This is a genomic window from Shewanella colwelliana, from assembly GCF_001735525.1.
Taxonomy (GTDB): Bacteria; Pseudomonadota; Gammaproteobacteria; order Enterobacterales; family Shewanellaceae; genus Shewanella; species Shewanella colwelliana.
Genome location: NZ_MCBT01000022.1, coordinates 37,631 through 59,124 on the forward strand (window position 1 = coordinate 37,631; position 21,494 = coordinate 59,124).

The window sequence follows — 21,494 nt, forward strand, 5'->3', positions numbered from 1 at the left end:
CACGCCGCCGCGGGATCCGTTAAGTGAAGAAATTAAGTTATGATTAACAACGATATATTACGCCGCATCCGTTTTGTATTTGATTACAAAAACGCAAAGATGATTAAGATTTTTGCTAAAGTAAAGCATGAGATGGAGCTAGACACTCTACTCGATCTGCTAAAGAAAGAGGCTGAAGAGGGCTATAAGCCTTGTAATGATAAGACATTATGTCTTTTTCTTGATGGATTAATCATAGAGAAGCGTGGTTTGAAAGAGGGCGCAGAGATCCCTGAGCCAGTATCACAATTAAACAATAACTTGATCTTCAAAAAGCTGAGAGTCGCACTCGAGCTACGTGAAGACGATATCTTAAGCGCCTTGGCGTTGGCCGATTTCAATATGAGTAAATCTGAGCTGGGTGCTTTGTTTAGAAAGCCTGGCCATAAGCACTTTAAAGAGTGTGGTGACCAAGTTTTACGCAACTTCTTAACAGGGTTGTCGATTCAACATCGTGGAAAGTAAACCCAAAATAGCGATTGAAAGCACAGCTTAGGCTGTGCTTTTTTTTGGTGTTTTTTACGTTGTTTAAAACAGCTGGCACGTGAAGTTAATCAAAAAATGATCGCCGAAAAGACAACAAAGATCACACTTTGTGGTAATCTTGCCAAATTAAAGCGACAGCCACTTCAACCATTACAAAAACAGAGAAAAGGTTACCAATGGACGATAATAAACGCCCGCTATATCTTCCTTTTGCCGGTCCAGCCATTCTAGAGGCTCCCTTGATTAATAAAGGCAGTGCCTTTACTGAAGAAGAGCGGATCTTTTTTAACCTTGAAGGTCTACTGCCTCATGTGATTGAAACCATTGAGGAGCAGGCTTCACGTGCCTATGACCAATACAAGAACTTTGGTAATGATCTCGATAGGCACATCTATCTTAGAAATATTCAAGACACTAACGAAACGCTTTATTATCGTTTGGTGCAGAACCATATTACCGAGATGATGCCTATTATCTACACGCCTACCGTGGGCTTAGCTTGTGAGCGTTTCTCGAAGAACTACCGCCGTAATCGCGGGCTGTTTATCTCATACCCGAATAAAGACCGCATTGATGACATCTTAAATAACTCAACCCGTCAAAAGGTGAAGATTATTGTGGTCACCGACGGCGAACGTATCTTGGGACTGGGCGATCAGGGTATTGGTGGCATGGGGATCCCCATTGGTAAGCTTTCACTTTACACCAGTTGTGGTGGTATTAGCCCCGCGTACACATTGCCTATTACCTTGGATGTGGGCACCGACAATCCGCATCTGCTGGAAGATCCTATGTATATGGGCTGGCGTAATCAGCGTGTAGGTGGTGAAGAGTATGCTGAATTTGTCGAAGCCTTTATGCAAGCGGTACATCGTCGTTGGCCCGATGCCTTAATTCAGTTTGAAGACTTTGCTCAAAAGAATGCGATGCCACTCCTTGAGCGGTATAAAGATCAATATTGCTGTTTTAATGACGACATTCAAGGCACTGCAGCCGTCACTGTTGGCTCACTGCTTGCTGCCTGTAAGGCTGCTAATACGCAACTTTGCCAACAGCGTATTGCGTTTTTAGGTGCAGGGAGTGCTGGGTGCGGTATTGCTGAAGCGATTGTGGCACAGATGGTGTCAGAAGGGATCAGTGATGCACAAGCGCGCCAGCAAGTGTTTATGGTTGATCGTTGGGGATTGTTACAAGACAATATGCCTAATCTATTGCCATTCCAGCATAATTTGGCTCAGAAAGCGGCAGAAGTAAATGCTTGGCATACTGACAATGAAAACATCTCACTATTAGATGTCATGAACAACGGTAAACCGACAGTATTAATCGGTGTATCGGGCGCCCCTGGTTTATTTAGCGAAGAGATCATTAAGGCGATGCATACTCATTGCGCACGTCCAATAATTTTCCCACTATCAAACCCGACTAGCCGCGTCGAAGCTACACCAAAAGATATTCTGCATTGGACTAAAGGTGAGGCATTAGTTGCCACGGGGAGCCCGTTTGAGCCTGTGGTGATAGAAGAGCAAACCTTTGAAATTGCTCAGTGCAATAACAGTTATATCTTCCCTGGTATCGGCCTCGGTGTGCTCGCCTCAGGTGCTAACCGTGTCAGTGACGAGATGTTAATGGCGTCAAGTCGAGCCTTAGCAGAGTGTTCGCCTTTGGCAAAAGAGGGCGAGGGCTCGTTACTGCCATCACTTGAAGATATTCATGAGGTGAGTAAGCATATCGCGTTTGCGGTCGCTAAAGTGGCTGTTGAGCAAGGCCATGCATTGCCATGTAGTGATGAGTTGTTGCGCCAAGCGATTGAAGATAATTTCTGGACCGCTGAGTATCGTCGTTATAAGCGGACATCATTCTAAGCCATTAGAGTAAGCCAAATAAAAAAAGCTGCCTTCAGGCAGCTTTTTTATTGAGTGCGATTTAGCTCAAATGGTTCGCTTCGTCCCGACGCCATGTTATGAGGTTTGTCACAAACAGCAGATATAAAGTTTGATGTTGGCGGCAATTTCGCTCACCATTTCGCGCTTTTAAGTTTCAATTAATCTTTGTGGTCAAATCTAGTCACATAGATTCGTAGCTGGCTTTATTTTTGCGGTCGTGGTGGGAGCTAAAGGCTCTTATCGTGAACAAGTATAGGGTAGCAACATTCACTTTTACTATTTCGTCAGTGAGTCCATACCGCTGACTCAGGAGTTTTTATGAAGTACTTAGCGACTTTAGCAACTGCTTTACTTTTTGCTGGTTCTGCCGCGGCCGTTGATTGTACCGATTGTCATGAGACTATCGATTTAACAATGCATACAGAGTCTGAAGCGACGCTTGCGACCTGTGCTGATTGCCATGGCATTAACGACGCGCACACTATCGATATGGAGATGCATACTCCAGAACTAACCATTACAGAGTGTGCTGATTGCCACGCGATGGAAAAGTAATTTCTTAATTGAAACTATTTACTGTTAGTTATTAAAAGCCTTCTTTATGAAGGCTTTTTTGTCTGTTTCAGTATGGTATTACTGCGTCAACAGAAGGACATCACCGCGAGATGATTACTGAGTGATGTTTGACCTGAGTTTAATAGTCACTGTATTGACGTTGAAGTGATGGTTAAATAAAAAAAGGCCCTCATTGAGGGCCCATTGACAAGGTCGAAACGTTCTCGACTAAAGCATTTTACTAATGAAGTTTACGACGTCCTCCAGCAAACAACCCTAATAAACCTAGCGCTAGCCAACCTAAGCTACCGCCACTTGAAGAGGTATTATCTTCCACTGGTGGCGCCGGGAAGGTACATGAACCATCATCGGTATTGGCGTTGGCATCATAGTTCGTTGCACTTGAATCGGTACAACCATTTTCAATCCCATCAGAGCTTACTGTTAGCATGAAGCTGGTAGAGGCTGCATCCGATGGGTAGGCCATATCATGCACAGTTACCGATACCATAGTTTCACCAAACCAATCGGCATCTGGGGTAATCGTAATGCTATCGCCTTCAACTACCGCAGTGATGTTATCACCAGCCACCATAATGCCGTTTGCAGTGGCTTTACGATCTGCATAAATAACATCTAAAGTGATTGAGGTGTTTTCATCAATGCTGTGGTCAGCAATACCAGCCACCTGAATGTTGCTTGGCGATGAAACCGTATGCGATACCGTCACTAACTCTGAATCCGCATATTGGCTATTTACCGTAACGGCATTATCCATTCCTACAGCTGCTGCCGAGACGCGGGCAGAGAAGCTAACTGTTAATGCAGAACTTTCAGGGCCTTGATAATCAGCACAAACCAGCATGCCCTCAGCCACTTTTTCATCAACGTTATTGTAGGCAAAGCCATCATTGTACCAACCACCGACAGGCTGGTAGGTGCCACGCTCACCGTAATAACCATGTAGACCAATTGAGCCAAAATGAGCATTAGCCGTTTGAATCGCTTGATAGCCAAACATGACTTCATGAGCGCCAGGGGCAAAATCTAACTTAGTTGAGATAATGGTTTCAACATCAAAGTAAGCAGATGCATCTGGGTTACGGTTACCGGTAAAGCGGTTGTAAAACTCTGCACCACCTTTCCACTGGAACACGTAGTAGTCATCAATGACCGCGCCGTAAACTCGGTTAGTTGCCATGCCAAGATCTTCTCGGAATGCCACTTCTGGCATCATCACATCACCACGCCACAATGGGGCAACAATAGTGTCAGGGAAGGTTTGGAAGGCATCATTAAACTCATAATGGTAATTATAGAAATCTGGCATTTCGTCAAATTTCACATAACCAAATGGTGAGATTTCGAGTAAGTCATGCAGCATGTCTTGCTCTGCACCGTATAAAGGTACATGAGGTAAGCCGTTCGCTGACATTGGAATACTCAAATATTGGTTAGAGTAGCCAGTAATACCTAAATCTGAGAAACCAAACTCACTTGGTACATCCACAAAGGTGTCACTCGCGCCCTGCATTTGCGCAGGAATACGACACGTCGCATCCTCTAAACTCGTGGTAAACACATAGTGACGAGGGGTATCTAATGATGAAGGTTGCACAGTATTAAAGGCAATGGTATTACCATCAATTGTCATGTTGTCACTGTATTGCGCTAAGCCAGCAACCTGAATGCTGTCTTCAATTAACTGGAAGCCTGCAGCGAGTTCAGTACTTAGGGTTAACTGACGCTCACCACCTAGCAAGTTAGGTGCTAGGCTGACTTCAAACTCAACGATATCACCCACTTTGGCGCTAGTATGGCTGGCTTCAATTTCGGTATCGCTACCCTTATGAATAAGCTGTACTGGGATATAACCTAAGTTATCATCGTTATAGCTGTCGCTACCTATGCCCACATAACCATAGTAAACATCGCCCTCTACAGCATCAGCTAAATCATAGTTTAACTGTACACGGTAAGGGTCCATGCCATTTGATGAATCGGGGCCAACGGCAGTCAGATTAGCGTCATCTTGATCACCGATGATAGCTAAAGCGAAGATCATATTATCAGCAAGGTTAGCCTCATCTTCATAAGTATACTTATAGTTAGAACCATAAGCCCAATATGTCCCTGGAGTTGGATTATTAATGGCGCAGTAATCGTTGTTATTGATACGAGAATAACAAATGGCTTCTTCATTCCACTGGATTTCACCATCGTTATTGACGTCTAAACCAATATCGATTGATGCATAAGCGTTGTAGTCGGCTTTTATCACTTCCCAAACAATGCGCTTAGTGCCTTCTGGTACGTCAAAAAACTTGACCACTTGGCCATCATCGATACGCTCTTGGGCGCTGTAATCAAAGTTACGCACTTCACTGCGTCGCATTTGCACATCAAAAAGTTCAGCTTTAACTAAGCCATTAACGCGGCTATTAAAGGTTTGAATTTCTTCAGTGTTAATTTCAGGGGTTAAAATATGCCCTTGTTGACGATGGATATTGCCGAGCACATTTTCAGGCATACTGGTACCACTGTAGCGAATGCTAACCGGTAAATGCTGCATTGGCATATCGGTATTGTCAGGGGTAATGGTCACATCACCTAATAAGCGTAGAGATGATGAATCAGCACCCGGAGCTTGCACTTCTAACACTTTAGCCGTTAGCATGATGGCTTGTGTTTCACCTTTGCTAAGACTAAATGTCTTAGGTGACACTTCAAGCGACAGCATATCTGCGCCATCCATTGCCAGCGACTCAGCATCCACAGTCCAACTGCCATCAGCTGTCGCAGTGAATGTACGCATCATGGTACAAGTGCCACTGCAGCTTTCATTGTAAAAATATGGCACGTTGAGGGTGTTCACTGTGCCGCCATTTTTAGGGTTAGCCGCGCGGTAATTATCACCGGTTTCGTCCATGATTAAACCCGCTTTAAATGCGCGAGCAACGTTAATCACGCCACTACCTGCATCACTAAACCCTGCTGGCTCTAAATCAACAAAGGGGTAAGTTTCAACCGTGCGAGTCACTTCAGCTAAATTCGCTGTCATCATTAATGCTGACTGAATTTGTGCCGGTGTCCAACTTGGCTGTGCTTGCTTTAATAATGCCATTGCACCTGCAACATGAGGTGCTGCCATTGAAGTACCACTAATGGTGTTGTAGTCACCTGGAATACCAACACCAGAAAATGGCATTTCATCAGCCCAAGCTGCATAGATATCAACACCAGGAGCGGCAAGGTTTGGTGACATGACTTCAGGGTTATCAAAGTTATGTCCACGAGATGAGAAGTCAGCTAACGCATTAGGCACACGTTCAGTCGTCACCACATTTGAAGCCGTGATGGTTAACTGATGATCACTGCCTTTAGATAACCAACTTGATAAACCAAACCAGTTAGTTGAAGCATCACCATAATAACCACTATAAGGCAAGTGAATACCGGGGATCACATAAGGGTCGTTATTAACCGATTCACTCGAGCTGGCGTTACGTAAAATAAAACCACCTGCACCGCCTTCGGCTACGTTAATGGCTTTTTGTACACGAGCGATATCACCACGCTTACAAACTACAATTGGCGCAGTGTCATATGGAATGCCTTCAGGAGAGTTATCAAAAAAGCCGGCTGGGAAGGCTTCATTACATTTTTCATATTCCCAGCCGTAAGCTTTCGCCTCAACCACAGGGCCTGTGTAACCTTCGGTAATCCCGCCGCCAACAAGTTCTGGTAGCTCTTGTTCGCCACCTGTGGCATCAGTGATCATTTTCCCTTCAACACTAAACTCACGTGTATGAGTGGTTGCTGCAACCGAAGTCACCCAAGGGGATAAGTGATCAATTGCGCCGCGGCGTACATTTGCTTCAGAAGGGTCAAAAGAGTTACCCGCTGAGGCTGATACCGAAATACCGGCTTCACGAGCGGCTAAAAAGGCCATCTCCATTGGGTCTTCCCATGGGAAAGCACCATAAGCGGTACCAATTGAGTAGTTAATCACATCTACGCCATCGGCGACTGCATCTTCAATCCCCGCAAGTAATGCAGAACCAGGGCAGCCTGTATAATTATTAAAGCTGCCGTCACCTGGGTGACACACTTGGTACATAATGACGTTAGCGTGCGGCGCGACACCTGAAATACGCGGTAACATTAAGTCCGTTGGTTTGCCGTCACTGGTTACACCAACATCAGGTACCATATAGGTACTATCTAATATGATATTACCGGCAGCGGTTGAAGCAGTATGTGAACCATGGCCGTTGTAATCTTCGCCATTAGCAGGTCTTAATGGGCCTTCGATTTCCCACCAGCCTTTATCAGGTTGAAAACTTTCATCGCTATAAGAATCGGTAATCACAGGGTAAGAGCGCACACCAATAAGCTTGTCATTACACATGCTGGCAAACTCTTCTAGCTCACAATCACCAATGTAACCATCATATCGTGCTGGTAATTGATGTACGTAGCCATCATCGCCTTGTGCTGCAAACGATTCATGGTCGGTGTTAATCCCGGTATCGAGCACGCCTACAACAATACCTTTACCGGTAAACGCTTCACCAGTAACTTCACCGGTCCAAAACTTGTCAGCACCAATATGTTGTGGGCCAACATCAGTTTGTAACTGATAGATGATTTCACGAGTTACGCTAACAACACCATCCAAATCAGCGACTCGTGCTGCTTGGTCTTGGGTCATACGCATCGACATACCGTTAAAGGCAAGTTGATAGTTAGCAATGGTTTTAGTGTTACCTACCAAGCTGGTAATTTGCGAGCTTACGCTAGCTTGTTTTTCACTAAGGTAACTACGATATGATTGTACATCGGTACTATTGATATCAACTTTATCATGCAGCTGTGGGCTTAATGCCGCCGGGATTTTACTGGCTCGAGGAGTCGTAGCATTTAATCCGGCCACCCCGCCTTGATATAATGAAACTGGCTTATCTGCTAATTGAATAATATAGGTTTGTTCACCAGAAATATTATCTTCATAAACAAAAGGGACTTTTTGATCCGTACTTGAAATAGCACGATGCACATTTCGGCCATTACTATTTCGGGTTTCAGCAACGACTTCACCTGACACACGATCTTTGTACTTATTGTCGTTATATTTTTTTATCGCATCGGTGATCACGATTGGCTTAATATTCGCAGAATATAAAACATCTGCATTGGTGCTGTCAGCACTTGCTCCTGCAGCACCGGCATAAATGGCCGCCAGGGTCATTATATGTACTTTTTTTAGTTTCATTGTTTTTATTTCCTCAATGTTCTTTGTGATTTTATTACCGTTCAAAGACACCCTTCAGTGCCATTATTATCTTTTATCGACGAAGCGATCTAATTACCTAACCGTATTGAACAATGCGTTTAGGTTATGGGGTGTTTGAGGGTGTGAAAATAAAATTCTATATAAACAATGATTTGACATTTAAAAGATATTAATTGTAAGTAAATTGGATTTATTTGGTTCTTAATTTGGTTTGATATTTGTAATGATTGATACAAACTGATTCATAGTTGTTTTTGTTGGGGTGATATTGTTATTTTTACGTGTTGGTAATGTGTGGGGTGACCCTTGTTTATGGATTCATCAAGTGTCTAATTACTCATTGCTCATACTAAAAATTGCCGATTGACACTAATTAATATTTTGAAGGTTTTAATGAATATTCGTTATATGAGGTACTTTGTTGTGTTGGCTGAGTTGCAGCACTTTAGTCGCACAGCAGATAAGCTAAATGTTACACAACCTTCTCTAACTAGAGGCATTCAACGTTTAGAGCAGTTAGTGGGGGGGAAGCTATTTGATCGCGATTCCAAAAACATCGCTATTACGAAGCTAGGGTTATTAGTGTTGGTACATTGCCAACAGATCTTACAACAGGACGATGCCCTACAAAAAGATTTGGATCTATTTCACGGCGTGAATCAATTGGAGATAAAAATCGGTGCAAGTCCGATCCCTTCAAACAGTATCGTTGGGCCAATTATGGGGCAGTTTTTACACGCCTTTCCTTCTATGAGTGTCGATTTACGCGTGACTCATTGGGAAGATCTATCTCAGCAATTGCTCCAGGGCGAGTTGGACCTGTTTGTTGCAGAGACCAGAAGTACCGACTTAGCGCAGAATCAGCTTTTCACAACCATTGATATGGCACCATTTCGAGTTATTTTCTGTGCACGCCCGAGTCATCCATTAGCGCAATTGCCGCGACTGTTTCTGCCTTCGTTTCGTGATTATCCCTTAGCAGTACCAAGGCATTTACCTTGTAAAGTGGCAGAGCAGTTTGAAGATTTGTTTATGCTGGCACGAGATGATTTTGCTGGATTGGTGCGTTTTGATCAGTTTCATGCCATTAAAGGCGCCATGTTTGACTCCGATCTTATCGCCCTAACACCAGAAATCGCTGTGCGAGAAGAGTTAAAAAGGGGAACTTTGATTCAGTTGGTACCGCAGTCGATGCCAGAGTTTGAAGCTAGATTTAGTGTGGTCAGCCTAGCAGGCTGCCAAGTTAGCCAATCGATCAATACTTTTATCCGTTTCTTGCTGCAACGTGTCGATATGCTAAGTCTTGAGACTGAGCTAGTATAAGTGATTATTGACATCGATAAAAAAGGCCCTCATTGAGGGCCCATTGACAAGGTCGAAACGTTCTCGACTAAAGCATTTTACTAATGAAGTTTACGACGTCCTCCAGCAAACAACCCTAATAAACCTAGCGCTAGCCAACCTAAGCTACCACCTGAATCAGATGCTGGTTCTACCGGTGCAATCGGGTTTTCAGGTGCTGGTGGTGTTGGTTCAACCCCATCAGAGTTAACGGTCAGCATAAAGCTTGTTGAGCTTTTGTCGTTAGGGAACAAGTTATCTGACACCGTGACTGTCACCATGGTTTCGCCCCAGAAATCAGCGGCTGGTGTAATATCAAAGGTAGAGCCCGACTCATGACCATTGATAATGGCAGTGATGTTGTCGCCGCTGACAGTGATAGTGTTGGCTGATAGGCCGCCATCATTGTCGGCGTAGTTGACCACGATACCTTCAAGCTTCATGTTTTCCTCAACCATCTTATCGCTGATATCAGAGATGATGATGTTTGAGGCAACACTAATGATCTGTTCGGCATTGGCGTGAGCAATACCTTCCACATCGCCGCTGACATTAATGACTTGGTTAACCCCTAACGCGTCATGGGTAACTTCTGCCAACATGTTAACGACAACCATGCTGTCGCTTGGACCTGAGATGTCGTAGCAGACCACTAAGTTGTTTGACACCTTGTCGGTTAGGTCATTAAAGGCATAGCTTTGACCTGTATGACCTTTAAGTGGGCCATAAGTACCACGAGGACCATTATAGCCACGCACACCTATTGAACCTTCACCTGCTTCACTGGCAAAGTTGATATTGTCATAGGCCATGACGATTTCAAATTCACCAGGTTTATGGCTGGTATTGGCTTTCAAGAATACTTGGAAGTCGTAGCTGTCTTCACGTGGTGTGATAAGCGTATTCCAGTTTTCATCCCAGCTCTTATCGTGCGTGGCGGCTTTGTTCCACTCGATGATGGTGTAATCATCGGCGAAGGCAAGCGTGACGCCTTTCTCTTGTTCAATATCCCAGTTTGGCTCGTATTTAGCTAGGTTCCACTTTTGAGGAGCAAACATAGCCATTGGGTCGGTGGAATCGAGCCCACCCCAGAAGGGGGCAACGATAAAGTCTGGCGGCGTAGAGTACTCATTGGTGGGCAGTTCTAGGTACATATCCATTGGCACAAAGTCCCATGGGTTATATTGCAGTACATCGAGTTGTAACCAACCTTTCGAGCTCAAGATAATCGAGTCGGTGGTGAAGTAATCGGCGTTATCGAACGGTGCCATCGTACCTGTCATCAATGGGATTTCGGTATCATGTACCCAGTTACCCCAGCCCCATTCGTTGACTTCAAAGAAACTTCCCCAAGAGACATTGAACCCGAATTTAGCTAGGTCTAAATAGCCGCCATCGACAGGCGTGCCATCGGGATAGTCGATATCAACGGGTGTACGACACATGGCATCATCAAGGTTGGTGGTGACCTTGTAGTTAGTATCGAGACCTGAAGTATTATGCTGCACCTTGCTGATGGTGAAGCCGTTAGCCGTTTCTATGAGTCCATCAAGTGGCGAGAGAGAACCTGGAACTAACTTTAAGCCAGCAGAGAGGCTTGCACTCAGTTCAATATTACGATCACTGCCTGATAGGTTAGGTTGAATCACCACATCGACATCTATGATATCGCCAACCCGTGCGGCATCCTGTGAGCTATTAATTGAGACACTATTGACGCCACGAGTGATATGTAAAGGCACTAATGCGAGTGAGCCTTCGGCGTTATCACCCGCTGATATTGCAGCGGCTGAGTAGTAACGCTTACCCTGTTCCATCTCCATATCCCAGTCGATGGTTAAGGTTGAGTTAAGTGCGCTAGTATCTTCAAAGTTCAAACTTACTGCAGAGGTTTGCTCCTTAGGGATCACCACGTGAGCCAGTTCAACGGTATCGACATTTTCCCATGGGAATAGTGGATAGGCGCTGATGACCATGATGGTATATTCACCCGCTTCAGGGTTTTCTAAGGCACAGTATTCGCCTTTTGTAGTTTGTCCCAACATTGAACCACAAATGGCTTCAGACTGATGTAGACGACCATCGTTATTGAAATCCTTGAAGATATAGATATTTGTATCAAGGTATGGATTTAATGGATGATCGATTTCAGAGTCGATGCGACCAAGTAGCTCGGCGCGAAACACCGCGGTATTTTCCGGCACATCAACTTTGAGTGTTTTGATGTTTGGCTGGGTTAGATCCCAATAGAACTCTTCATCCATCATTGACACACCAAATGGCATGCGCGGCAGAGAGATCTCTGAAATTGTTGCCTCGACGGGGGTATAAGCAACGCCGTTCAGGCTTGACCCTGGTGCGCCAAAGGGGACATCGGCAATCAAATATTTAGATTGATCGTCGTGGGCGGTGATATTGATTGTGTTAGGTAAGGTTTTGCCTTTATAGGTCGCCAAGAAAGGCCAATGGGCAGAAGGAATCGACGCATCTTGAGCGACAAACTCGATTTCACCAACAGCGGTTTGCACTGTACCGTCATACCAAGCCATGTCTGATTCTTTGAACAGGCTTGTAACGGTTAAGTCAATGCTTTCTCCTGCTTTTAGGGTAAAGTTAGCTGGCGTTACCGTGACCTTGGCGGTTGGGTCTAAGGTGAAGTTCCAATAAAGTGGATCACGGTCATTGTAGTTAGTGTTAACCGTCCAGGTACCATCGCGCGTTGCTTTAACGGTACGGATCCAGCTGCAGCTCAAGCCACAATCTTTGTTGATCAACTGAGGCAAGTTTAGCTCTCGGACTTGGCCCCCATTTTGTGGGTTAGCACGGCGGAAGTTATCAGCCGTTTCATTCATCACTAAGCCACTATTAATAGCGCGCTCTACATTGGCCAGACCATGTCCTGCTCGGTAAGGGCCTGCCACCTCAACTTTTTTATCATAGGGATGAGTTGCTTTAATCGCCTTGCTGTCAGCGGTCATCTGCAGTGCCGACTGCACCTCGGATGCACTCCACATGGGATTGGCTTGACGAACAAGAGCCATTATACCTGCAACGTGTGGGCTCGCCATTGATGTGCCACTAATGGCATTGTAGTTACGGGTATCTGCCTGTGAATTCAGTGGGTTCTCATCATTCCATGCCGCAAAAATGTCGACACCAGGTGCTGCGATACCCGGAGAGAAAATCTCCTCGACAGTGCTAGATGGCCCGCGAGATGAGAAGTTGGCTAGCCAGTCAGCATCGTCAGGATTAATGACGCGCTTAGCATTGGAGGCGGTGATAGTACCTTCAAGAGCGCTGCCTGAAGCTAGCCATGGTTGTAAGCCCTTAGTCTGCCAATTACCGTACCACTGAGTAGCAGTGATGTGTACACCAGGAATCGCGTAGGTATCGTTTGAGACTTGATCCCCTTCACTCCAAGTATTATAAAGGACAAAACCGCCTGCCCCCCCTGCTGCGACATTGGCTGCTTTTTCAACCCGAGCAATATCACCACGTTCACAAACGACAATATGGGTCGCATCAAAAGTTCCGTCTGGGAATGAGCTATTACAGCGTGCATCACCGTGATCCGCAGCAAGAACAAATACGCCGCTAAAGGCTTCTGAGATACCGGCAGCATCAAGTCTGTCTGGACGCAGGGCATCGTCACCACCAATAAACTCATCAAGCGCTTTATCTTCGATAACGATTGAGCGGGCATGGGTCGTTGCAGCGACGTTTAGTACCCAAGGAGAGGTGTGATCAACCGTATAGAGTGAGTCAGTGCCATATGCCTCGCCAGAATTGCCCGCTGATAATGCAACGGCAACCCCTGCTTCACGAGCAGACAAAAAGGCCATTTCAAAGGCATCGTCCCAAGGGAAGCTTTCGCTGCCGCCGATGGACATGTTGATGACATCGACACCATCTTTAATGGCTTGCTCGATAGCAAATAGCATGGCAGCCCCAGAGCAGCCCCCACTGACCATGCAGACCTGATAGGAGATGATGTTAGCGTGTGGTGCAACCCCTGAGATGGTAGGCATTTTGACGCCAATTGGGTTACCAGCTCCACCGCCCAGTTGTGAACCTACCACATCAACATCATGCAGAATATTACCGGCAACGGTACTGGCTACATGGCTGCCATGGCCCTGAAAGTCTTCGCCAAACTCCGGTGCAAGAGGATTGCCCCACTCATCCACATACTCAGCGGTAATATCCTTGTGAGTGTAGACACCGATTAATTTGTCATTACAACGATTGGCAAACTCCTCTAAAGCGCAATCACCTAAGTAGTTGTCTTTGCCTAATGGGTTGGTATGTGCAAACCCATCTCCACCCAAGGCGGCAAATGAGGGGTGATCTGTGTTTACCCCAGTGTCTATGATCCCCACGACCATGCCTTCACCTAAGTAAGCATTGCCGTCAGCGGTTTTAGTACCATCCCATACGCCTATGGCACCCACGTGCTCTGGTCCAACATCGGTATGCAATTGATACATTTTTGAGCGTTGTACGTAGGCAACTTCTGACATTGCCGCAACCTGTATCGCCTCTGCTTGGGTCATCTCCACTGTGATGGCATTAGCCGCTAGGGTAAATTGTTGCTTGGGTTGTAAGCCTGCTTTTTGAATCAGATTTTGCTGCGTCGATAATAGGTGGTTGGTGTAGGCGTTAATCGCACTCCGACTTGCCCCTGTGGGTTTTCCGGCAGTGAAGAGTTTACTGTTTTTGTTATTGCTGCTTGCTTTAGTCGCTTGTAACCCTGGGATATCGCCCTCGTAGGTCGCCACTGAGTTACCGTGTAATCTGATAATGTAGGTATGTGTGCCGACAAGATCTTTTTCTACTTCAAACTTATCTTTCGCCTGCTTTGGGGAGAAATGAATGTTGCGCATCTCTCCGCGTCTAAGTGGGGTGGATGTAAGGATTCCAACCTTAGTTTTCGCTTCTTGTTGAGCTTGATAAAGCTCCATGATGTTAATGCTTTTTATGCGTGCTTCGTCGATGGCATGTGCGCTCGACATCGCTAACGCACCGTAGAGGGCACTCGTGATGGCTATCGAAATCGTATTAAATTTCACAGTCAATCTCCTGATAGTTATTGTTCTTGTGCAGGCGAACTCAGCTTGTATTCCTGTCGGGTACGATTTTTAAACATTTGCGCAACATTAGGCCAATGCGAAATTGGTCATCATTTGATGCATTTTTTGCATTAGCAAAGCGGCGTCTGACCGATTATCATCCGTTTTTTCAAAGCGAGGAACACAAGGTGGTCTTTATAAGTTGTTGATATGAATGCATGTTATTCATTTGCTTTAAAGGTGGCACTGTTGGGCGACGATTCAGTTTAGGCAGTTAAGTTCTTCATTTTTTAGTTGTTGAGACATGTTGCGCGGATACAAATTGTTAACTTTTGGTCGGGCGATATTAATTAGGGGCCAACTATCACCTGAGTGATATTCGATTTTTACATTTCTTAAATACGGAAAGGTCATTGGTGTTCATTGAGTTGGTTCTTATAAGCTAACCATTAATTAGCAAACAATTTGTAGAGGGAGATTCTGTGGAGTTAAGGCATTTAAGGCATTTTCTAGTGTTGGCCAAACTGAAGCATTTTCATCGCGCCGCGACACAGTTAAATCTGGCGCAGCCATCGCTCTCTCGTAGTATTCAAAAGATGGAGGAGCGCCTAGGGGTTAAATTGTTAGAGCGAAACTCTAAGTCTGTATCACTGACGCCTTTTGGTGAGCTGGTGGTGCGTCATGGACAAAAAATTATCGATGATGTCGACTTACTTAATAAAGGTATTCGCTCGCTCAATGGCCTAGATGCGGGGGATATCATCATTGGTGCCAGCCCTATTCCATCCAATGCATTATTAGGCCCTGCGGTGGGCAATTTTATCCGCCTCTATCCTCACATTAATATTGACCTCATCGTCGAGTCCCCGAGTATGTTGTATGACCGTTTGGTCAATGGCGCTCTATCAATGTTTATCGCTGAGACCCGAGCCACTGATTTCGATAAGCGTGATGAACTATCGGTAATACCATTGCCTGAATTTGATGTGCAGTTTTTTGTCAGAGCCAATCATCCGTTAGCCGAGATGTCAGGAATCACCTTGCAGTCATTACGCGAGTATCCATTGGCGATGCCGCGCTCCATGCCGCCAAGCATTCAGCGACAGTTTGGTGACCTGTTTGACAAGGACCGCCATGACTTTGCTGGCTTGGTCAAGTTTGATCAGTTTCAGCCAATTAAGACGTCGATGCTGAGCTGCGACATGGTGGCTATTACACCAGAACTTGCGGTTCGCCAGCAGTTAGATGATGGTAGCTTGGTGAGTTTATTGGTCGATGATATGGCAAAACTGACAGCCAATTTTAGCGTGGTTTATTTAAAAGGCATTAGTTTGAGCCCTGTTGCCGCAGGGTTTGTTGAGTTTTTAGTTGATTGTGCCCATCAGAGAGAGGCACAGAGCACTCAGTCTGATAGGGCTAAATTGGCGCTAACTTAAACACTAATTCTGCTTTAAGCTGATGGTACCGCTGATGGTACCTAGGGCTATATCGGCACTTCCATTACCCATTTGGAAGTCGAGTGAACGACTTGCGGTATATTTTGATTTTTGTGGCTTATCTTGGGTTAACGAGTTGTCGATATCGCCACCTGGGCCGCCATTGACTGTGAATCTAGCGTCCATATCATTTGGCAGGGTGAGGCTAATATCTCCACTGACACTGTCAATGTTGGCTTTTGATGATAAGCGGTTAAAAGACAGGATTAAGTCACCACTCACACTTTGACCATTGAAACGGTTCACCTCGACAAACTGCACGCTGGCTGAGCCTGATACTGTCTCTATAGAGGCCTCACTCGCTTGGCTATTGGCGCTAAGATCGCCGCTAACCAATTTATAGCTTACCTTTCCAAGACTCTGTTGGTCATTGATATTGCCTGAGACAGTTTCAAGACGTGTTTTTCCATCTAGTTGGGCGGTCACAATGTCACCCGATACCGTGATTAAAGTGATATCTTGCTGAAGCTGTGTCGCTTTTATATCACCGCTAACAGATTGAATGCTGATATCGCCATTAAGTCCGTTCACGGTATAACTTGCTGAAACACTGTCGGCGTTAAGCTTAAGGCTTTTTGGCACCATGATGGTCAATTTAGATCCATCTTTGTTGTTACCCGAGTATTGACGAGGCATTTTGTCCTCGATGGTGACTGAGCTTCCCTGCTTTTCCAGCAGTAAACCTTCGCTAAGCTCGTCTAGAGTGCCAGTGATCTGAATTTCAGCATTATCCCAAGGTTTAATGGTGACTTCACCGCGATGCACTTGAAGATTTAATTTGAGTGTATCGTCAACGTCGATGCGCTTGTCAATCGATTGTGCGGCCATGGCAATAGGACTGAGCGCCACAAATGTGGTGACCAATAGGGATTTCTTAAGGGGTAGGTTCATATTATCTCTCCTGCTTTGTGTTGAATGACAGGGAGGTTTTGCCCCTGTTTAATTAGTTCTATTTCTCTTTGCTGTGTCCATAGCCATAGCTGCCACAGTTGCTTATCTGTCGGATTTAGTTGTAAGTTTTGGTAGATCTGTTTAGCGGCATCTTTCAGTTGTTTGATGCCATTTTCTACCGGTTGCCCATAAGGGCTTATTTGCCAGTCGACATGAGTTGCTTGCTGTGCCAGCTCGGTGACTTGCTGCTGATGTTGTGTGTTAATTCCCGCTAAAGTTGCTAATAGCGCGTCGTGATTTGGGACTGCTGTTTCTTGTGTTGAAAAGGGTTTACCTATCACTAAGGCAAGAAGCAAAAGACTCGCTAATGCAAAAGGTCGCCATAGTTGGTTCGGTTTCGAGGCCGCCGGTGCATCGAGTCGTCGTGCGATCCCGGGCCACAGGTCTTCTGCTGGCGCCATTTCTTTGGGCACGTCGTCGATTAACTGCGCCAGTTGATTGCTATTGTTGGCCATTAGATCATCTCCTGTAGCAACTTTTTTGCTCTGTGGTACTGCGCCTTGCTGGTACCCGAAGCAATATTAAGGCGTTTAGCTATCTCATCGTGCTGGTATCCCTCTAGCGCATAAAGCACAAAGATTATGCGTGCCCGCTCAGGGAGCCTAATGATCAACTTATCTAACCCGTCATAGTCTATAACGCTAGCTCCACTGTCTGCATGAAGCTGTTCTGGTAAAAAACGATCCCAAAAACGCTTATGTTTGTTGATGCAGTTCAGGGCTTGGTTGACCGTTAAGCTATGAAGCCAAGTAGTGAACTGACTCTCTCCTTTAAACTGAGGTAACTTTTGCCATACACGTACAAATGTATCTTGGGTGGCCTCTTCGGCTAACTCTTTTTGACCAGCAAGCCGGAAACAGAGTGCGTATACCCGTTGATGATGTTGTTGATAGAGTTCGCGAAAGGCGATTTTGTCACCCTGTTTAGCTAGCTCAACCAAGGTCGCATCAAGTTTTTTCCGCGTTGATGATAATGGTATTGATGCGCTCAACTTATTTTCCCTGTCAGCGATGAGATACCTATTAGACATAGGCAAGTATCGAATTGGTTTAAAGCGGTATTAAAAATATTTTTCTCAAAGGTATAACAGTTGGTGCTAACGAGGCAATTTTCGTTAGCTTGAGGCGAGAAGCAGAGAAGCAGAGAAGCAGAGAAGCAGAGAAGCAGAGAAGCAGAGAAGCAGAGAAGCAGAGAAGCAGAGAAGCAGAGAAGGAGTCGTGGTTGATACTTCCTTCTCTCATCGTTTGGTTAGTCGGTTAACTATTATGTTTTTCAAATACTAGCTGTGCACCGACAAGATCGGCAAGGGCAGTGCCTACTGTCTTAAATACGGTGATTTGGCTATCCGTTTGTCTGCCACGAATCGTGCCACTACACAGTTGCGAGAGCTCACCTTTTACACGATCTAGGCTGAACACCCCTTCATCTACTGGTATCAGCAGTTCGCCTGCTTCGGCAAAGACATTGAGCTTTGAGTCAACGTAAACCTCATTATCAGTAATGAGTGCTGTATCGCATTCACGTCGGTCGTGATTATGGTTACCGATTAGGTCGACATGGGTGCCACTTTTGACCCATTCAGCAGGAAATAGCGGTGTCGGTGAGCCAGTTGCGCAACTTATGATATCTGCACTGCGTACGCACTGCTCAATGTTGTCACACACATTTATTTCCAACTCAGGGCGAACCTTTTTAATCGCATTGACCGTGTTCTGGGCCTTATTGGGGTCACGTCCCCAGACGGTGATAGTAGTGATAGGACGTACCGTGGCATGAGCAAGAGCCATATAGGTGGCCAAGTTACCCGTGCCGAAAACCAGTAGATGTTGAGCGTTTTCGCGGGCAAGGTATTTTGCACCGAGCGCCGAAACCGCAGCAGTACGCCAATAGGTCACACTGGTACCGTCAACTAAGGCTTGTGGTTCACCTGTTAGGCGATTAAAAATAAGAATTTTTGAGTATAAACTTGCCAATTGTGGTGATTTTTTGGGGTTGTCAGGAAAATACGTAAAGGCTTTTACGGCAATGGTTTTGTCATTCCATGCTGGCAACACGGCAAAGGCGTCACTGTGCATGCCATTCTGGTCTAGTGGAAATACCTGCCGTTGTGGCGTTCCGGCTGGTTTAGCAAACGCCTCTTGTAGGGCGTCTATCAAGCTTGGGAAATCTAACGCTGTATTGACATCTTTGGCGTGAAGAGTGTGCATGTATCCTCCTTGTTTTTGCGGGATATTGTATACAATGGTAAGTGCAATTGAAAATTGAATTTATATTCTCTCGTACAAGGCTGGCTTAGTGGTTGATATCGTCTGGATCATCTCAGTTATTACAATAAAAATAGTTAATACAACTAATGGTTTGGCCGATAGTTACTATAATGATTATTGGCACCTCAAAAATATTTTGCTATTTGCCTTAAAGCGGGTAAATGCACCTGAACAAATCTAAGGATCTTTTTATGCTCATCCGTCATAAATTACTCGCAAGTGCAGCCATCTCCATCTCTTCTGTGATTGCGATGTTTGCGCTGCAGCAGTATTCGGCCAGTACCTTGGATGATCTGTCTCACGCAGCGCAGAGCGTCATAGAGCTTGAAAAGGAAGTTTTAAGCTTACGTAAAGAAGAAAAAGACTTTTTTTCACGTCTTGATTTGAGTTACCTCGACAATCACAAGACTAATGCCGAGGACGTATACAACCTAATGGATGGGCTTAAGTCGACGTTTAACGATTACAACATTCCGACCAATGCGTTGGATAGTTTTGACAGCAGTGTGCATGAATATCAAAACATTTTTGTTGAGATAGTTAACCTACAAAGAGAGATTGGCCTACATGCCAAAGATGGACTTTATGGTACCTTGAGAGGGGCGGTGCACAATGTTGAAACTTTAGTTAAAGAGAATGATCAGCCAGAGATGATGGTGACTATGTTGCAGCTAAGGCGTAATGAAAAAGATTTTATGTTAAGGCGCAGCTTGAGTTATCTCGATAAATTTAATGGCAATTTGGCTGTTTTAAGGCAGCAGTTTGATGAATCTTTTTTAAGTAGCAGCGTTAAGAGTGAACTAAACCGTTCACTTGCTGCTTATGAGAAAGATTTTAAGGTGCTTATTAGCAAAGAGCAGGCGCTAGGGCTGACAAAAGATGACGGTAAGATGGCTAATTTACGCGACAGTATTGCTAGGGCTGAGCAGGGGTTGGCAACATTGAAGGAGCAATCGTTTAATGCCATTCACGATGCAGAAAATAGCGCGGTAACCATTAGTATCTCGATATTTGTGTTAATTACAATAGTCTTGATCGGTTTTACCATTGCGATCATTCGCAGCATTATGGAGCCGGTTAAAAAGATTAGTGATGCGATTGCTAACATTGAAGCGACCAAAGATCTCACTCTACGCTGTGATACCAAAGTTGATGATGAGATAGGCCAAATTGCAAATCACTTTAATAGTATGGTTGACTCGTTCCAGCACTTGATAAAAGAGGTGCTTGAGTCTGTCGAGGTGGTTAATCGTTCTTGCCAGGAGTTGTCTGAAAATTCGATACGTGCATCAGAGGGGGTTGGCCGTCAATTAAATGAGACTGACATGGTAGCCACTGCGATAACAGAAATGGGCGCAACCATTGATGAGATTGCCAATAATACCGAATTGGCGGCAGAGCGCGCCAGCAACACTCATGATAATGCCCAGCAAGGGCAAGTTGGTGTGGAGCATACCATTGAGAAAATTCAGGCACTGGCGGAGCAACTTAACAGTTCTGCGCAAGTGGTGTCAGATCTTGAAAAAGACAGTGAAACTATTGGCAGTGTACTTGATGTTATTCGAGGTATTGCCGAACAGACCAACTTGCTTGCTTTGAATGCTGCAATTGAGGCGGCGCGAGCGGGTGAACAAGGGCGAGGGTTCGCCGTGGTCGCAGATGAAGTGCGCAGCCTCGCTATGCGCACACAAGAGTCGACAGAAGAGATTGCAGGTATTATTCAGACGTTACAATCGCGCACCCGCTCTATTGTGCAGTTGATGGAGTCCACACAAAAACAAGGCAGTGAAAGTGCAGAGCAAGCCGCTAGTGCTGGTGCATTGCTAGAGCAGATTAATGCTGATGTGACCAATATTATGGATATGAGTACTCAAATTGCGGCGGCGATTGAAGAGCAAAGTATGGTGGCGTCAGAGGTTAACAAAAATGTGGTGATCATTCGTGACATTGCAGCCGAATCTGCGACGGCGGCGGATGAGAATGCATCGGCGTCAGATCAAGTGCGCGCCAGAACAGAATCACTTTATCAATCAGTGAGTGTTTTTAAGATCTAGTCCATAAAATTAGCCCAGTCGTCTAAGCTTTTAAGTGACAGAAAACAATGAGTG

Annotated in this window: 12 protein-coding genes; 6 read left to right on the plus strand and 6 right to left on the minus strand. The window is 45.2% G+C overall.

Translation table 11 applies throughout. The features are described 5' to 3' along the window. Window positions 1–39 precede the first annotated feature (39 nt). From BEL05_RS08265 to BEL05_RS08275, 3 genes are all read left to right on the plus strand, one after another. Window positions 40–504, plus strand: coding sequence for a YehS family protein (locus BEL05_RS08265; protein WP_028764220.1), 465 nt, complete (start codon window positions 40–42; stop codon window positions 502–504). A gap of 197 nt (window positions 505–701) precedes the next feature. Further along, the gene (locus tag BEL05_RS08270; protein ID WP_069670864.1) at window positions 702–2,390 is read left to right on the plus strand and encodes an NAD-dependent malic enzyme; all 1,689 of its coding nucleotides are present in this window, start codon (window positions 702–704) and stop codon (window positions 2,388–2,390) included. A gap of 339 nt (window positions 2,391–2,729) precedes the next feature. Continuing rightward, window positions 2,730–2,966, plus strand: coding sequence for a cytochrome c3 family protein (locus tag BEL05_RS08275; RefSeq protein WP_069670865.1), 237 nt, complete (start codon window positions 2,730–2,732; stop codon window positions 2,964–2,966). Between the two features lie 241 nt (window positions 2,967–3,207). Here BEL05_RS08275 and BEL05_RS21290 read toward each other — a convergent pair whose 3' ends face one another. Continuing rightward, window positions 3,208–8,241 (minus strand): S8 family peptidase, encoded by a 5,034-nt coding sequence (locus BEL05_RS21290; protein WP_069670866.1) that lies wholly within the window; start codon window positions 8,239–8,241, stop codon window positions 3,208–3,210. 414 nt (window positions 8,242–8,655) lie between these two features. Here BEL05_RS21290 and BEL05_RS08285 point away from each other — a divergent pair, with 414 nt between their 5' ends. Continuing rightward, window positions 8,656–9,585: a LysR family transcriptional regulator gene (locus tag BEL05_RS08285; protein WP_069670867.1), complete on the plus strand. Its 930-nt coding sequence runs from the start codon at window positions 8,656–8,658 to the stop codon at window positions 9,583–9,585. An 80-nt stretch (window positions 9,586–9,665) separates the two neighbouring features. On the opposite strand, the gene BEL05_RS08290 is transcribed toward BEL05_RS08285, so the two are convergent. Beyond that, window positions 9,666–14,672: a S8 family serine peptidase gene (locus BEL05_RS08290; RefSeq protein ID WP_245686963.1), complete on the minus strand. Its 5,007-nt coding sequence runs from the start codon at window positions 14,670–14,672 to the stop codon at window positions 9,666–9,668. Window positions 14,673–15,154: 482 nt separating this feature from the next. Between BEL05_RS08290 and BEL05_RS08295 the strand changes: the two genes are divergently transcribed. Beyond that, a complete protein-coding gene (locus BEL05_RS08295) occupies window positions 15,155–16,108 on the plus strand; it encodes a LysR family transcriptional regulator (RefSeq protein ID WP_069670868.1) in 954 nt (317 codons plus the stop codon). Window positions 16,109–16,111: 3 nt separating this feature from the next. Here the strand turns inward: BEL05_RS08295 and BEL05_RS08300 are convergent, their stop codons facing one another. From BEL05_RS08300 to lhpI, 4 genes are all read right to left on the minus strand, one after another. Then, window positions 16,112–17,059, minus strand: coding sequence for a DUF4097 family beta strand repeat-containing protein (locus BEL05_RS08300; protein WP_069670869.1), 948 nt, complete (start codon window positions 17,057–17,059; stop codon window positions 16,112–16,114). Continuing rightward, window positions 17,056–17,574 (minus strand): hypothetical protein, encoded by a 519-nt coding sequence (locus BEL05_RS08305; RefSeq protein WP_069670870.1) that lies wholly within the window; start codon window positions 17,572–17,574, stop codon window positions 17,056–17,058. Before BEL05_RS08305 ends, BEL05_RS08300 begins: the two co-directional genes overlap by 4 nt. Further along, the gene (locus BEL05_RS08310) at window positions 17,574–18,110 is read right to left on the minus strand and encodes an RNA polymerase sigma factor (protein ID WP_069670871.1); all 537 of its coding nucleotides are present in this window, start codon (window positions 18,108–18,110) and stop codon (window positions 17,574–17,576) included. The genes BEL05_RS08305 and BEL05_RS08310 overlap by 1 nt, the downstream gene beginning before the upstream one ends. A gap of 265 nt (window positions 18,111–18,375) precedes the next feature. Next, the gene (gene lhpI, locus BEL05_RS08315) at window positions 18,376–19,326 is read right to left on the minus strand and encodes a bifunctional Delta(1)-pyrroline-2-carboxylate/Delta(1)-piperideine-2-carboxylate reductase (protein WP_069670872.1); all 951 of its coding nucleotides are present in this window, start codon (window positions 19,324–19,326) and stop codon (window positions 18,376–18,378) included. 251 nt (window positions 19,327–19,577) lie between these two features. Between lhpI and BEL05_RS08320 the strand changes: the two genes are divergently transcribed. Next, entirely contained in the window at window positions 19,578–21,440 is a 1,863-nt protein-coding gene (locus tag BEL05_RS08320; protein WP_069670873.1) for a methyl-accepting chemotaxis protein, read from the plus strand. The last annotated feature ends 54 nt before the right edge of the window (window positions 21,441–21,494 follow it).

Bases quoted from the DNA above. Each gene is read 5' to 3' on its own strand.
- BEL05_RS08265 (WP_028764220.1), top strand. From the start codon at position 40: ATGATTAACAACGATATATTACGCCGCATCCGTTTTGTATTTGATTAC.
- BEL05_RS08270 (WP_069670864.1), top strand. From the start codon at position 702: ATGGACGATAATAAACGCCCGCTATATCTTCCTTTTGCCGGTCCAGCC.
- BEL05_RS08275 (WP_069670865.1), top strand. From the start codon at position 2,730: ATGAAGTACTTAGCGACTTTAGCAACTGCTTTACTTTTTGCTGGTTCT.
- BEL05_RS21290 (WP_069670866.1), bottom strand. From the start codon at position 8,241: ATGAAACTAAAAAAAGTACATATAATGACCCTGGCGGCCATTTATGCC.
- BEL05_RS08285 (WP_069670867.1), top strand. From the start codon at position 8,656: ATGAATATTCGTTATATGAGGTACTTTGTTGTGTTGGCTGAGTTGCAG.
- BEL05_RS08300 (WP_069670869.1), bottom strand. From the start codon at position 17,059: ATGAACCTACCCCTTAAGAAATCCCTATTGGTCACCACATTTGTGGCG.
- BEL05_RS08305 (WP_069670870.1), bottom strand. From the start codon at position 17,574: ATGGCCAACAATAGCAATCAACTGGCGCAGTTAATCGACGACGTGCCC.
- lhpI (WP_069670872.1), bottom strand. From the start codon at position 19,326: ATGCACACTCTTCACGCCAAAGATGTCAATACAGCGTTAGATTTCCCA.
- BEL05_RS08320 (WP_069670873.1), top strand. From the start codon at position 19,578: ATGCTCATCCGTCATAAATTACTCGCAAGTGCAGCCATCTCCATCTCT.